Annotated in this window: 18 protein-coding genes; 7 read left to right on the top strand and 11 right to left on the bottom strand. The window is 67.2% G+C overall.

Annotated features, from left to right (window positions below; genetic code table 11):
• The first annotated feature begins 47 nt into the window (after positions 1–47).
• Complete coding sequence (locus WEA80_05285) at positions 48–1,451, top strand: GAF domain-containing protein (protein ID MEX1185984.1); 1,404 nt, start codon at positions 48–50, stop codon at positions 1,449–1,451.
• Positions 1,452–1,487: 36 nt separating this feature from the next.
• Positions 1,488–1,850, top strand: coding sequence for an ATP-binding protein (locus tag WEA80_05280; GenBank protein ID MEX1185983.1), 363 nt, complete (start codon positions 1,488–1,490; stop codon positions 1,848–1,850).
• Positions 1,851–1,873: 23 nt separating this feature from the next.
• Here the strand turns inward: WEA80_05280 and WEA80_05275 are convergent, their stop codons facing one another.
• The 4 genes from WEA80_05275 to WEA80_05260 are packed head-to-tail and all read right to left on the bottom strand — an operon-like array spanning position 1,874 to position 5,515.
• Complete coding sequence (locus WEA80_05275; GenBank protein ID MEX1185982.1) at positions 1,874–3,952, bottom strand: heavy metal translocating P-type ATPase; 2,079 nt, start codon at positions 3,950–3,952, stop codon at positions 1,874–1,876.
• On the bottom strand, positions 3,952–4,461 hold the full coding sequence (locus tag WEA80_05270) for a hypothetical protein (GenBank protein MEX1185981.1): 510 nt from the start codon (positions 4,459–4,461) through the stop codon (positions 3,952–3,954). Before WEA80_05270 ends, WEA80_05275 begins: the two co-directional genes overlap by 1 nt.
• Positions 4,461–5,372: an NAD(P)H-binding protein gene (locus WEA80_05265; protein ID MEX1185980.1), complete on the bottom strand. Its 912-nt coding sequence runs from the start codon at positions 5,370–5,372 to the stop codon at positions 4,461–4,463. The genes WEA80_05270 and WEA80_05265 overlap by 1 nt, the downstream gene beginning before the upstream one ends.
• Entirely contained in the window at positions 5,369–5,515 is a 147-nt protein-coding gene (locus WEA80_05260; GenBank protein MEX1185979.1) for a hypothetical protein, read from the bottom strand. Before WEA80_05260 ends, WEA80_05265 begins: the two co-directional genes overlap by 4 nt.
• An 87-nt stretch (positions 5,516–5,602) precedes the next feature.
• Between WEA80_05260 and WEA80_05255 the strand changes: the two genes are divergently transcribed.
• Positions 5,603–5,815 carry a helix-turn-helix transcriptional regulator gene (locus tag WEA80_05255; GenBank protein ID MEX1185978.1) on the top strand — a complete coding sequence of 71 codons (213 nt, stop codon included), beginning with the start codon at positions 5,603–5,605 and terminating at the stop codon, positions 5,813–5,815.
• Between the two features lie 4 nt (positions 5,816–5,819).
• Entirely contained in the window at positions 5,820–6,113 is a 294-nt protein-coding gene (locus WEA80_05250) for a hypothetical protein (protein ID MEX1185977.1), read from the top strand.
• Between the two features lie 45 nt (positions 6,114–6,158).
• On the opposite strand, the gene WEA80_05245 is transcribed toward WEA80_05250, so the two are convergent.
• From WEA80_05245 to WEA80_05220, 6 genes are all read right to left on the bottom strand, one after another.
• Positions 6,159–6,458: a hypothetical protein gene (locus tag WEA80_05245; protein MEX1185976.1), complete on the bottom strand. Its 300-nt coding sequence runs from the start codon at positions 6,456–6,458 to the stop codon at positions 6,159–6,161.
• A 72-nt stretch (positions 6,459–6,530) separates the two neighbouring features.
• Complete coding sequence (locus tag WEA80_05240; GenBank protein ID MEX1185975.1) at positions 6,531–7,079, bottom strand: DinB family protein; 549 nt, start codon at positions 7,077–7,079, stop codon at positions 6,531–6,533.
• Positions 7,080–7,161: 82 nt separating this feature from the next.
• Complete coding sequence (locus tag WEA80_05235; protein ID MEX1185974.1) at positions 7,162–7,305, bottom strand: hypothetical protein; 144 nt, start codon at positions 7,303–7,305, stop codon at positions 7,162–7,164.
• A gap of 27 nt (positions 7,306–7,332) precedes the next feature.
• Positions 7,333–7,944 (bottom strand): methyltransferase domain-containing protein, encoded by a 612-nt coding sequence (locus WEA80_05230; GenBank protein MEX1185973.1) that lies wholly within the window; start codon positions 7,942–7,944, stop codon positions 7,333–7,335.
• A 99-nt stretch (positions 7,945–8,043) separates the two neighbouring features.
• Positions 8,044–8,535 (bottom strand): cupin domain-containing protein, encoded by a 492-nt coding sequence (locus WEA80_05225; GenBank protein MEX1185972.1) that lies wholly within the window; start codon positions 8,533–8,535, stop codon positions 8,044–8,046.
• Between the two features lie 69 nt (positions 8,536–8,604).
• On the bottom strand, positions 8,605–9,183 hold the full coding sequence (locus WEA80_05220; protein MEX1185971.1) for a TetR family transcriptional regulator C-terminal domain-containing protein: 579 nt from the start codon (positions 9,181–9,183) through the stop codon (positions 8,605–8,607).
• Positions 9,184–9,309: 126 nt separating this feature from the next.
• Between WEA80_05220 and WEA80_05215 the strand changes: the two genes are divergently transcribed.
• Together WEA80_05215 and WEA80_05210 are read left to right on the top strand one after the other, a co-directional pair.
• Entirely contained in the window at positions 9,310–9,693 is a 384-nt protein-coding gene (locus WEA80_05215; GenBank protein MEX1185970.1) for an MbcA/ParS/Xre antitoxin family protein, read from the top strand.
• A gap of 52 nt (positions 9,694–9,745) precedes the next feature.
• Positions 9,746–10,408: an RES family NAD+ phosphorylase gene (locus tag WEA80_05210; protein ID MEX1185969.1), complete on the top strand. Its 663-nt coding sequence runs from the start codon at positions 9,746–9,748 to the stop codon at positions 10,406–10,408.
• Between the two features lie 15 nt (positions 10,409–10,423).
• Here the strand turns inward: WEA80_05210 and WEA80_05205 are convergent, their stop codons facing one another.
• A complete protein-coding gene (locus WEA80_05205) occupies positions 10,424–10,786 on the bottom strand; it encodes a VOC family protein (protein ID MEX1185968.1) in 363 nt (120 codons plus the stop codon).
• Positions 10,787–11,030: 244 nt separating this feature from the next.
• On the opposite strand from WEA80_05205, the gene WEA80_05200 reads away from it, so the two are divergent.
• The gene (locus WEA80_05200) at positions 11,031–12,350 is read left to right on the top strand and encodes a M14 family zinc carboxypeptidase (GenBank protein MEX1185967.1); all 1,320 of its coding nucleotides are present in this window, start codon (positions 11,031–11,033) and stop codon (positions 12,348–12,350) included.
• Positions 12,351–12,384 lie beyond the last annotated feature (34 nt).

The raw sequence follows: 12,384 nt of genomic DNA, 5'->3' as shown, positions 1-12,384 counted from the left end.
CGCTCATTGACGACGGTGGAAACCCACCGCATGGACGCATCCCGCTAGTGGCCGTTCAAAGCACCGCTTCCGACCTGGAACGCCCTGACGGGATGTCGAGCTACGCGGCGCTCGTCGACAGCGTTCGCCGCCTGACTTTCATGTCGAAGGCGTCGACGGCGATGTTGATGCGGGACGAGCCGCGCGACATTCTCGCCGGCGTGTATGCCCTGCTGCGCGCAGAGCTGCGGCTCGACTGCTGCTTCAACTATCTCGTCGAGGACGACGCGACCAAGCTGCGGCTGAACTTCGCCGCCGGCGTGACCGGGGAGCAGGAGAGCTCGCTCGAGTGGCTGGACTTCGGCCAGGCAGTGTGCGGCGTGGTCGCGGTGCGGCGCGCCGAGATCGTGCGCGAGGACGTGCAGGCCGCGCGCGATCCGATGGTCGATCTCATCCGGTCGATGGGCATTACCGCCTACATCTGCGAGCCGTTGATGGCGGGCGATCGGCTGGTCGGCACCTTCTCGGTGGGGACGCGCAGCCGCACGCGCTTCCTCCGCGAGGAGATCGCGCTGCTCCGCACGATCGCGGCGCCGCTCGCGTTCGCGCTCGACCGCCGCCGGCTGATCCGCCACCAGCGGCTGCTCCGCCAGCGCAGCGACCGCCTCCAGGCGCTGACCGCCGCGCTGTCCAGCTCCGCGACGCCGACCGAAGTGGCGGCCGCGGTGATCGAGCACACCACCGCGATGTTCGGCGCCGTCGGCACCATCATCACCCGCCGTATGCGCAACGGCCAGTCGCTCGAGATACTCGGGGCCCGCGCGGTTCCCGATCACATCAAGCGCGAGTGGGCGGTCTTTCCGGTCGACTCCGACGTCCCGCTCGCCGAGGTCGTACGCACCGGCGATACCGTCGTCATCGAATCGCCAGAGGAATGGTCCGCCCGCTACCCGCGGTTCGCCGGGTTGCTGGAGGAGTCCGGGCAGCACTCGCTGATCGCCGTGCCGCTGGTGATCGAGTCGCGCACCATCGGCTCGATGGGCGTAGCGTTCGGGCACCCGCGGCGGTTCACCCGTGACGACCACAACGCCGCCAGCATCATCGCGCAGCATTGCGCCCAGGCGCTCGAGCGCGCGCGTCTGCTCGAGGCGGAGCAGCTGGCGCGGCAGGCGCTGGAATCGTCCGACCGCGAGAAGGCCGAGCTGCTGGCGTCCGTCAGCCACGACCTCCGCACGCCGCTGAACGCGATCGGCGGCTACGTCCAGCTCCTGCAGATGGGTGTCCGCGGCGAGCTGACCGAGGGCCAGGCCCACGACCTCGACCGGATCGCGGGCAACCAGCGGCACCTGCTGCACCTGGTGGAGGAGCTGCTGCGCTTCTCCAGGGAGACCGCCTCGCCGCAGCCGCGCGAGATCAAGCGCGTCCCCGTGGTCGACGCGCTCCGGACCGCGCTCGATTCGGTCGCCCCGTAGGCGGCCGCAAAGCAAATCGAGCTGACGATCGCGCCGGTGGATGGCCTGGCGGTGGAAGGCGATCCGGACCGGATTCAGCAGATCCTGCTGAACATCCTCGCCAACGCGGTGAAGTTCACTCCGGCGGGCGGGCGCGTGACGCTCTCGGCGGATGCGCCCACCGCGGACGCCGCGTGCCTCCGTGTCCGCGACTCGGGCCCGGGCATTCCGAGCGAGATGCAGGGCCGGATCTTCGAGCCGTTCAGTCAGCTCGAGGGCCGACCCGCCGGCAGCGACGGCGTCGGGCTCGGCCTCGCCATCAGCCGCACGCTCGCGCGCGCGAGCGGCGGCGACATCGCGGTGGAGAGCGTGCCGGGCGACGGCGCGACGTTCGTCGTCAGTCTGCCGCGCGCCATGTAGCGTCGCGACCAGTCGCCGCGCCGTTACAACTGCACTCTTTTCAGTAGCTGCGCGTTGATCGCAACGATCACCGTGCTCGCCGACATGAACACTGCGCCGACCGCGGGTGTCAGCAGAATTCCCCACGAGTAGAGCACACCCGCCGCGAGCGGAATGGCGACGATGTTGTAGCCCGCCGCCCACCACAGGTTCTGCAGCATCTTCCGGTAGGTCGCGCGCGACAGCGTGACGATCCTGGGGATGTCGCGGGGATCTGAGCGCACGAGGACGATATCGCCCGCCTCCACCGCGACGTCGGTTCCCGCGCCGATCGCGATCCCGACGTCGGCCGTGGCGAGCGCGGGCGCGTCGTTCACTCCGTCGCCCACCATCGCGACCTTGCTTCCGTCCGCCTGCAGCTCGCGCACCTTGGACGCCTTGTCTTCGGGCAACACCTGCGCGAACACGGTGTCGATCCCCAGCTCCTTCGCCACCGCGTCGGCGACCGCCTGCGCGTCGCCCGTGAGCATCGCCACCTTGATCCCGCGCTCGTGCAGCGCGCGGATAGCTTCGCGGCTTTCCTCGCGGATCGCGTCCGCCACGGCGAAAATCGCGATGGCTTTGCGGTCCCGCACCAGATAGATGGCCGCCTGTCCGCGGCCTGCGGCGGCATCGGCCGCGGCCCGGAGAGCGTCGGGGACCTGTACGTCCTCCGCCTGGAGCAGCGCGGGTCCGCCGATGTGATACTCCACCCCTTCTATGGAAGCGGCCACGCCCTTGCCGGTGATCGCCCTGAATCCGTCGGCCGCCGGCAGCGCGAGCTTGCGGTCTTCGGCGGTCTTCACGATGCCGCGCGCGATCGGATGCTCCGACTGCGACTCGATCCCCGCCGCGATTCTGAGCGCGTCGTCTTCCGACGTGCCCTCCGCCACCGCCATGTGCACCACCCGGAATTCGCCGAGCGTGAGCGTGCCGGTCTTGTCGAAGATCACCGTGCCGACGTTGCGCGCTTCCTCGAGTCCGCGCCGGTCGCGCACCAGCAGCCCGTTGCGCGCGCCGAGCGTGGTGGAGATCGCGACGACCAGCGGCACGGCCAGGCCGAGCGCGTGCGGACAGGAGATCACCAGAACCGTGACCACACGTACGACCGAGAAATCGATGGACGCGCCGAGCAGCTGCCACACCACCAGCGTGACCACGCCGGCAACGATGGCCACGCCGGTGAGAATCTGCGCCGCGCGATCGGCGAGATGCTGCGCTCGCGACTTGGAGGTCTGCGCGTCGGCCACGAGCCGCATGATGCCGGAAAGCTTCGTGTCGTCACCGGTGCCCGTGACTTCGATTTGCAGCGCGCCTTCGCCGTTGATCGTCGCGGCGATCACCTCGTCGCCCTCCTGCTTCTTCACCGGACGCGACTCGCCCGTGATCATCGACTCGTTGAGATCGCTGCTCCCCTTCCGGACGACGCCGTCCGCGGGCACGCTCTCGCCCGGGCGGACGAGCACGACGTCGCCGGTGCGCAGCTCGCTGACCGGCACTCGCTCCTCGCCCGCGTCCGTCACGCGCGTGGCCGTGTCCGGCAACAGCTTGGCCAGCTCCTGCAGCGCCCCCTGCGCCTGCGTGATCGAGCGCATCTCGATCCAGTGGCCGAGCAGCATGATCGTCACGAGCGTCGCCAGCTCCCACCAGATCGGCTCCGCGTCCACGAGTCCGAGCTGCACGACCCAGGAGAAGACGAACGCGACGACGATCGCGAGGGAAATCAGCGTCATCATCCCGGGCAGCCGCGCCTTCAGCTCGCGCCACGCGCCCTGGAGGAAGACGAGGCCGCCGTAAAGGAAGACAACCGTCGCCAGCACCGGCGCGATCCAGTCGGAGCCGGCGAAGCTCACCGCGCGGTATCCGAGGATCATCTCCACGTGCTCGGACCAGTAGATCACCGGCAGCGTGAGCAGCAGCGACAGCCAGAACCGGTCGCGGAACATTCCCGGACTGTGGCCCGCGTGCTTGTCGTGCTTGTCGTGCGCGCCGTGGGTAGCGGCCGCGGCCGCGGGTGCCTTCCGCCGGGTCTCCGCTTCGGCCCCGTGCCCGTGCTCGTGCTGCTGGTGGTCGTGCGGCGCCATCACCCCACCTTCATCGCCGGCGCCAGCCCCAGCGACTGCAGCGCGATCGTCGCGATGACGAAGGCCACGGCCGCCACAGACACGACCGTCCAGATGCGTTTGAGGGGCGTCCCCGCGGCCGCCGCGCCGAGCACCGCGCCGGCGAGCCCCAGCTCCGCTGTCTGACCGACCCACCAACCCATCAACAGCGTTGGAGGCGCCGGGCTGATCGAGTAAATCCCCAGCAGCAACGCGCCCCACACGACCGCCCCGACGATCACTCCGTAGCGCAACCCCGCGCGCCAGCCACGCACGCCAAGCCGCGCGAGCAGCCAGTACAGCGCAATCGTGAGACCGAGAAAGGCGGCGTAGCCGAACGGAATCCGGCGGAACGCCTCCTCCAACGGCAGGAGAAACGGGTTCGGCGCCATGTACAGTCGCGCGAGCAATCCGCCGTGCAGGAACAGGTCGAACGCGACCGAAAGAATCCATGCGGCGGCAATCGAGTGAATCGCGCGCGAGTTGGGCATCAGGGGTGGTTGTCGAATCTATAGCCGCCGAGCGCCCGGCGGATCGCTTCCTCGAGGCCCACCGGCCGCACGGCGAACGCGCTCAGCGCGGCCGGGTCACGGACGACGGTGGGGTGGGTGATGCTCTCGATCAGCTTGCGACCGACTCGCGCGTACACCGGCGTGACGAGACTGAGCCACAGGCTCGAGAGAAACGGAGTCAGCACCGGCACGGAGATGATGCGCAACGGCTTCCCGCGCTGCCGCGCGTACTCGCGCATGATGTCGGCGTACGACATCTCGTCGGCTCCGCCGATCTCATAAGTCGCGCTCCGCGTCGTCGGAACCGTCAGCGCGGCCACGAGGTATTCGAGCACGTCGTCTATCGCGATCGGCTGCGCCGGCACCTTCACCCACCGCGGAGTGATCATGACGGGAAGGCGCTCCACCAGCGACCGGATCATCTCGAACGAGAGACTCCCCGCGCCGATGATGATGGACGCGCGCAGCTCGATCACCGGCACTCCCGATTCCCGCAGGATGTCGCCCACCTCGTGCCGGCTCTGCAGATGCGGCGACAGCTCCTCGTCTCCGCTCCCGAGCGCGCCTAGATAAATGATGCGCTGCACGCCCGCGGCGGCGGCGGCCTCGCCGAAGTTGCGCGCGGCAGCGCGGTCTTCGCTCTCGAAGGATCCCGCGGAGCCCATCGAGTGGACCAGGTAGTACGCCGCGTCCACATCGCGCAGCGCGGCGTCGAGGCTTGCGCGGTCGAGAACGTCGCCGGCGACGACCTCCGTCGTACGCCCCACTTTGGGCGTCAGCTTCTCCGGCTTCCGCGCGACGCAGCGGACGCGGTGTCCGCGCTCTTCGAGCACGGAGAGCAGTCGTCCGCCGACGTATCCGGTCGCGCCGGTCAGAAGTACGAGCGTCACCGCGCCGGCGGCTCCAATCCGGTCTCGGCGCCGCCGGGCGGGTCCAGCTCGAACGACGTCGCGTTGTCGGTGACAGCCGGACGGTAGATCTCGGCGAGGGCCGGCCCGTCCCCGGGCTCCGCCAGACGAATTAGCGTGGCCATTTAGACCGCTATACTTGGCATTATGCCCAGTGCCATTGTCATTTTGCCAAGTAGACTATATATTCTCGGCACCCGATCAGGATCGCCATGAAGAAAGCCCGACTGGAGAACCGGTTAAAGGTAGCGCGCGCGGAGCACGGTCTCTCGCAGGGAGAGCTCGCGCGGATCGCCGGCGTCACGCGCCAGACCATCAGCTCGATCGAGACGGGCCAGTACCTCCCCTCGGCGCTGCTCGCGTTCGTGCTCGCCGACTGTCTCGGAAAACGTGTCGACGAGCTGTTCACCCTGTCAGAGGAATGATGTGATGCCCGAATCTCCGATCCTGCGCGACGAGCGCACCGACTTCGTCGAGAACACCAGCTATCGCTGGGCATATCACCTTCTCTCCTACGGCCTGCTCGCGAGCGTCGCCTATCGCTCGTTCGTGAGAAACGAATCCTCGTGGGATCTGCTGGCGCTCGTGATCGCCGGCGGCGCGGTCGCGACGCTGTACCAGGGCACGCACCGCGTCCTGTCCTGGCGCTGGGCGATACTCACCTGGGCTGGAGTCGTGCTCGCGGTCGTGATCGCCGCGAGCATCGTGCTGTTGTCGAGCTGAGACGAATCTCGCCCGATTAGCGCACGATCCATCGTGGCCGGATCGTCATGCCGCCGCCGCCGCCAAGTCGAGTAGCAGGCGCGTTGCGGCAGCCGTGCCGAACACGGTACATACCTCGAAGCCGCACGCCCGAATCCAGAACGAAAGGCTGCGCCCGGACCGGAGCAGCCATACGTCCGCGAGACCGAGCGCCGGCAGAATGACGACAAGTACGAGGAACTTGCTCCACAGCTCGGCGAGAGGCAGCAGCAATCCGATACCGAATCCGGCGAGCAATAGAAACACGGTCCACGCAACTTTCTTCCTGCGAGACAGATCGGACCGCAGAAAGAGCCGAAGGCCCATGAGCCACAGCGCGCCTGAGGCGAATAGGATCGCTATTCCTACCAGCAGAGCCACAGCTGAGCGATGACCAGGCTAATTGGCCGCCGGTACGAGATTGAACGAGTGCGGAGTGCCGCCCTGCAGGCGGACGTATGGCACCGTCGCGCCGAGTGTCCAGATGCCGTGCTCGACCGCCACCTTGATGATCTGCCATTTCGGTAGCGGGATTCTTCCGAACAGGCGGCCCTCAGTGGCAAGATCCTCCTGCGACAGCGCATTGAGCATGTCGCGCACGCGATCGAAGCCAATGTTGACGAATCGCTTGAGCTCCGCCTTGTCGTTGAGGTAGACCTCTTTCTCGATGCCGAGCGGCGTCCGGTCGGCGTCGATCCCCGACGCGATCAGGTTCACGTTGCCGACCACGATGTGCTCGATCTGCTCGGCGAAGTCGCGCACGCCCGGCGTGGGCGCGGTGCGCAGGCCGGCGGCCGGCATCGAGTCGACCATGGCGAGCACGCTCGTACGCATGCGCTCGAAGTCGGCGATGTACTGCTCCTTCGGCGCTTGGGCGAGCGCGGACGACTGCGCCGCGAGCATGAGCACGAGCGTGGCGAGCGGGATTCGAAACAGCGGGCGCTTCATGGCAATCCTCTATTGCTGGGGGATGACTTGATTCTACGGCCGCGCGCGCGTCGGGGTTGTCCGCCTTTTCGCCCCGACGCGCTCAGGGCTTCACGGCCGTCAGCATCACTGCTTTGACGCCGAACGCCTCGGCGGACGACTGAGTCGACTCCTTGCGGAACCGGAACCGCGGCACGACCGCGGAGCGGACCTTCTTGAAGCCCGATTCCTCGAGCAGCCTGAACATCTCTCCCTCCGGGAGAGCACCGCCAATTCAGCTGGCCCAGAGCTTGGGGTCGTTCACGATGGATTGCGAGAGCTGCTTGGCGCTGACGATGTCGGTGATCGACAGCCGGCCCCCCGGTCGCAGGACGCGGAACAGTTCCTCGATCACGCGCCGCTTGCGGAACGAGAGGTTGATGACGCCGTTCGACAGCGCCACGTCCACCGACGCGTCGGGGAGCGGAATATCCTCCATGCTGCCGGACCGGCAATCCATCGAAGTGCCCGCGGCGGCGGCGTTGGTTTGCGCTTTGCGGCACATCGCCGGATTCAGGTCGACGCCGATCACGCTTCCCGTCGGACCGACTTGCCAGCCGGCCACGATCGAATCGAGCCCGGCGCCGCTGCCGAGGTCGAGCACCGTCTCGCCCGGCTTCAGGTCGCTCCGGAGATGCGGATTGCCGACGCCCGCGAAGGACGCGACCGCTTCGGCGGGCGCGCGATCCAGCCAGTCCGCCGGGTAATCGAACAGCTCGGCGGCCTCTCGACCGTGATAGAAGTGAAACTCGCTGCGCGGATTGTCCGCGACCTCCTGATACATGCGAAGGATCTCGTCCTTCAGCTCGGCCTCGAGCGAAGCCTGCGCTTCGACAGCTTCAGTCATGTCGTCCTCCTGCAAGATGCCTGCGCGGTTGGCTTGTCTCTTTCACTTTACGATTCTCATCGACTCACGTCACAACCACCGCGCAATGGTTCGCGATCGTTACGGCTGCCTCACCGCGGTCTCGACCGCCACCGCATCCAGCGGTGATTCAAAGGCGATGAAGAGAACGCACGGGACGGCGCTCGCGCACACGCCGCTGTGCGGCAGCTTCGCCGGACCGTACGCATAGCTACCCGGCCGGAGTAGGATTGGCGCTTGGCCATCGTAGGTCACGTGTAGCTCGCCGGCGAGCAGCACCATCCGCTCCGCCGAAGTGTGCCAGTGCAGCGGCAGGATCGACTTGGCCGGCACCTTGAAGAACACGTCGACGTTGTCCTTCGAGGGGTCGCCGTGCACCACGGCGATGGCGCATCCAGCTGGCAGGAACGGAGGGCACGGTCCCCACTGGAGCTGCGAGTCCCCGGCGGTCAGCACCAGCGCCGCCTCCTGCGCGGGAGCCTGCGCACTTACAAGCGAGCCCGCGACGCTTACAACGACCAGGGAAAACAGCGCCGCCTGCAACAGGCGGCCGGGCAGAGTGCGATGACGCATGACGACTTCTCCTTCGGTTGAGGAAATCGTGCAACGCAGCCGCGCCGCTAAAAGCGGTGGACCGGGAAATCACACGGGCGTCGCCGCCCGGAAATAGAAGTCGAGCATCGCTTCTAGTGGCGCAGGATCGCGCCGCAGCCGCATGCGGAGCGCGGCGCCTTCCCAACAGTCGATCAGCAGATCCGCCATCCGCTCGCAGTCGGTTCCGGCCGGAAGGTCGCCCTGCTCGCAGGCCTCACTGAGGCAGGTGGCGATCTTTGCGGCGATCGCCTCGAAGCACTCTTCGATCTTCCGCCGGAACACGTCGCTGGTCCCGGACAGTTCCTGGCCCACGCCGCCCAGAAGACATCCCATGGAGCCGTCCTTCACATACTTCTCGCTCGAGCGCTCGAAGAAATCGCGCACGCGCTCCAGCGGGGGCCGCGATTCGTCGCCGAGACACTGATCCAGGCCGGCGTGGACTGCCTGCATGTAGCGGTCGATGACCTGGAGCGCGAAGTCTTCCTTGTCGGCGAAGTGGTGATAAAACGATCCTTTGGGAGCTCCGGTCGCGTCGAGCAGCGCCTGGATTCCCATGTCGTTGTAGCCGCGCTCGAGCAGCATTTTGAGACCGGCATCGAGCAGGCGGATTTTGGTGGCGTTAGTCATGTAACCCCGATTACTAGACCATTCGGTCTATTGGCTCTAAGCCTAATCCGCCTGCGGCGGCTGTCAAGCGGCCAGCCGGGAGCCGAACTTGCATATGCAAGAATAATGCGATATTCTTGCAATCGCATGACAGACTCCATTCTCTTCCACCCGGCCTCCCAAGCCGACCCTGCCTCGGTCGTGGCCAAGGCGACGATCTCTGCTGCAGCGCGGCTCGGCGTCCGGAACAGGCAGCTCGCGAAGATCATCGGCACGAGCGAAGCGTCCGTATCGCGGCTGCGAAGCGGGCGGGAACTCGACCCGGACGGAAAGGAAGGCGAGCTCGCCCTGCTCTTCCTGCGCCTGTACCGCTCGCTCGACGCGCTCGTCGGCGGCGACGACGACAAAGCGAGAGCGTGGCTGCACGCCGACAACGACCACCTCGGCGGCGTCCCCGCCGATCGCATCCGCACCGTCGAGGGACTCGTAGATGTCATCCAATATCTGGACGCGATGCGCGGGCGACTCTGAGCTACGCCCGCTCCGCCTCTCGCCCTGGCGAGTGGTGGAAGCGCAGCATCAAGTGTCCACTCGCAAGCTCGTGGACTCCGCCGAGGAGCAGGCGCTGCTGGAGGAGCTGATCGACGGGGTGAAGCCGCCCGATCGCACCGGCGGGCGGCTGCATTATCTGCTGTTCACGCCGTTCCGCTATCCGCCGCTGCCGCACGGGTCGCGCTTCGGCGGCCGGCGCGAGCGCGGGATCTGGTACGGCTCTATCGAGCAGCGCGGCGCGTTCGCCGAAGTTGCGTACTACCGGCTCTTGTTTCTCGAGGGAACCGGAGCGGAGCTCGGTACAGTCGAGACCGCGCTCACCGCATTCATCGCGCTAGTGCGCACCGCGCGCGGCATCGATCTCGCCGCTCCGCCGTTCGACGCGCACCGCCGCGCGATCGCCTCGCCGACGAGCTACGCGTCGTCGCAGGCGCTTGGCGCCGCCATGCGAAGCGCGGGCGTCGAGGTCTTCAAGTATCCGTCGGCCCGTGACCTGGCGGGCGGCATCAACGTTGGTGTGTTCGCGCCGTCGGCGTTCGGCTCAGCGAAGCCGAAGTCGTTCGAGACCTGGTATTGCTTCGCGTCGCGCGAGCGGGTCGAGGTCGTGCCGGGCGGCTACTTCAAGCGCGACACGCACGCGTTTCCGCGCACGCAATTTCTCGTGCGGGGAGTGCTGCCTTCGCCGGCGTTATAGCCCCGCGCCCGGCGGTCACTTGTCAGACCAGACCGCGAGCTCGTTGCCGCTCGGGTCCTTGAAGTGGAACCGGCGGCCGCCGGGAAAGTCGAACGGCTCCTGTGTAATCTGCCCACCCGCTTCACGAACCCTGGCAACGGTCGTTGCAAGATCGTTGGAGTACAGGATGACCAGCGGACCGGCCGTCGCTGTCTCCGATTTCAATCGCAGCCCGCCGGCCTCGCCACCCCGTCCTCTCTGAATCCCGGCGTAGTCCGGCCCGTAGTCGTTGAACTTCCAGTCAAACGCCGATTCGTAAAAGCGTTTCGCTTGGACCATATCGGTGATTTCGAATTCGATGTAATTGATTTCGTGATGGATATGATCGTTGTCAGCCAATTTCTGTTCCTCCGTAGGTTATTGCGGCCGTTCCCTCCCATCATTTATGCAGGAACCGAGCAAGGCGACCGTGAGGACCAGCAGTACGGTAACCGGCATCACCTCATAATGCCGCATGCCGGGTCGGCGCGCACGCGTTTTCGGTCCACTCTGTTAGGCCGGCTACGCTCCCGCTCTCCCCTTCGTTCAGTTGGCCGGCAATGCGTACATGGCGTGCGGTTCGACGGCAGATCAGATTCCGGCCATGACAAGGCGTCTCTTCATTGCCGGTTCCATCCTGATAATCGCCGGCTGCGCGACGATCCGGCGCGCGCCCGGGACGACCGACGCTCCCCCCTGCTGCACGCGCGACGCGTTTCGCGCCGCGCTCGCGGACGCCGGCCGCTATCGCAATCCGGGGATCTCGACGCGGCGGTTCACGCATCGGGAGTTCTGGACCGCGGTCGACGGGTCCATCAGGTCTCCGGGCGCCGGCGTCGAGACCATCGGGCAATCCGTGCTCGGCCGCGACATCCGTGCCGTGACGTTTGGCAACGGCCCCACGCGCGTGCTGCTCTGGTCGCAGATGCACGGCGACGAGTCCACGGCGACGATGGCGCTCGCGGACATCTTTCGTTTCCTGTCCGAGGCGGACGCGTCACCGCTGCGCCAGCGGCTGTTGCGCGACCTGACGATCGTTTTCGTGCCGATGCTCAACCCGGACGGCGCCGAGCTCTTTCAGCGGCAGAACGCGGCGGGTATCGACGTCAATCGTGACGCGCGCCGTCTGGCGACGCCGGAAGCCCGCGCGCTCAAGGCGCTGCGGGACGCCGTGCAGCCGCAATTCGGGTTCAACCTGCATGATCAGAACGCGCGGACGCGCGCCGGCGCGGATGGCGTCGCGTCCGGCATCGCGCTGCTGCCCCCGGCATACGATGAAGGCAAGAGCTATAACGAAGTCCGGCGGCGTGCCCGGCTGGTCGCGGCCACTCTCGCGACGGCGTTCGCGTACGAGATTCCCGGACGTGTCGCCAAGTACGACGACGATTACAACGCGCGCGCGTTCGGCGACCTGATGCAGCAATGGGGCACGAGCACCGTGCTCATCGAGAGCGGCGCGCTGCCGGGCGATCCGCAGAAGCAGCGGCTGCGCGCGCTGAACTTCGCCGGCATCCTGTTGGCGCTGGACGCGATCGCGACGCGCGGCTACGAGACGGCGGACGCCGGCGCGTACGAGCGGCTGCCATTCAACGAAGGCGGTGCGTTCGACCTGCTCGTTCGCGGCGGCCACCTCGTGTTGCCGGGCAAGCCGCCGATGCAGGCGGACCTCGCGATCAACTACGACGACGCCGTCGCGCGGACGGGCGGCCGCCTGCGCGAAGTCGGCGACCTCGCCGATGTCGTGGCCATCGACACGATCGAGGCGGGCGGGCTGTATCTCTACCCCGCGCCGGATGCGATGAGCATTACGCCCGCTGGCCCGATGCTGCGGCTGGGCGCGTTCGCGGAGATCGACGTGCGTCGCGGCCCGTATCCGGCGAGCGACCTGGTGCGGCGCATCACGGAGCCGGCGGCGCAGCGATAAAGCACCGCGGGACCACTCTGCCGCTAGCTTAGTG

This window comes from Gemmatimonadaceae bacterium (assembly GCA_040882285.1).
In the GTDB taxonomy this organism is placed as follows: Bacteria; Gemmatimonadota; Gemmatimonadetes; order Gemmatimonadales; family Gemmatimonadaceae; genus JACDCY01.
This window is presented reverse-complemented; position numbering and strand designations above follow the sequence as displayed.

Coding starts and splice junctions, on each gene's coding strand:
- WEA80_05200 (MEX1185967.1), top strand. CDS start 11,031: ATGACAAGGCGTCTCTTCATTGCCGGTTCCATCCTGATAATCGCCGGC.
- WEA80_05255 (MEX1185978.1), top strand. CDS start 5,603: ATGAAGAAAGCCCGACTGGAGAACCGGTTAAAGGTAGCGCGCGCGGAG.
- WEA80_05250 (MEX1185977.1), top strand. CDS start 5,820: ATGCCCGAATCTCCGATCCTGCGCGACGAGCGCACCGACTTCGTCGAG.
- WEA80_05260 (MEX1185979.1), bottom strand. CDS start 5,515: ATGGCCACGCTAATTCGTCTGGCGGAGCCCGGGGACGGGCCGGCCCTC.
- WEA80_05225 (MEX1185972.1), bottom strand. CDS start 8,535: ATGCGTCATCGCACTCTGCCCGGCCGCCTGTTGCAGGCGGCGCTGTTT.
- WEA80_05245 (MEX1185976.1), bottom strand. CDS start 6,458: ATGGGCCTTCGGCTCTTTCTGCGGTCCGATCTGTCTCGCAGGAAGAAA.
- WEA80_05215 (MEX1185970.1), top strand. CDS start 9,310: ATGACAGACTCCATTCTCTTCCACCCGGCCTCCCAAGCCGACCCTGCC.
- WEA80_05235 (MEX1185974.1), bottom strand. CDS start 7,305: ATGTTCAGGCTGCTCGAGGAATCGGGCTTCAAGAAGGTCCGCTCCGCG.
- WEA80_05270 (MEX1185981.1), bottom strand. CDS start 4,461: ATGCCCAACTCGCGCGCGATTCACTCGATTGCCGCCGCATGGATTCTT.
- WEA80_05275 (MEX1185982.1), bottom strand. CDS start 3,952: ATGGCGCCGCACGACCACCAGCAGCACGAGCACGGGCACGGGGCCGAA.
- WEA80_05220 (MEX1185971.1), bottom strand. CDS start 9,183: ATGACTAACGCCACCAAAATCCGCCTGCTCGATGCCGGTCTCAAAATG.
- WEA80_05240 (MEX1185975.1), bottom strand. CDS start 7,079: ATGAAGCGCCCGCTGTTTCGAATCCCGCTCGCCACGCTCGTGCTCATG.
- WEA80_05230 (MEX1185973.1), bottom strand. CDS start 7,944: ATGACTGAAGCTGTCGAAGCGCAGGCTTCGCTCGAGGCCGAGCTGAAG.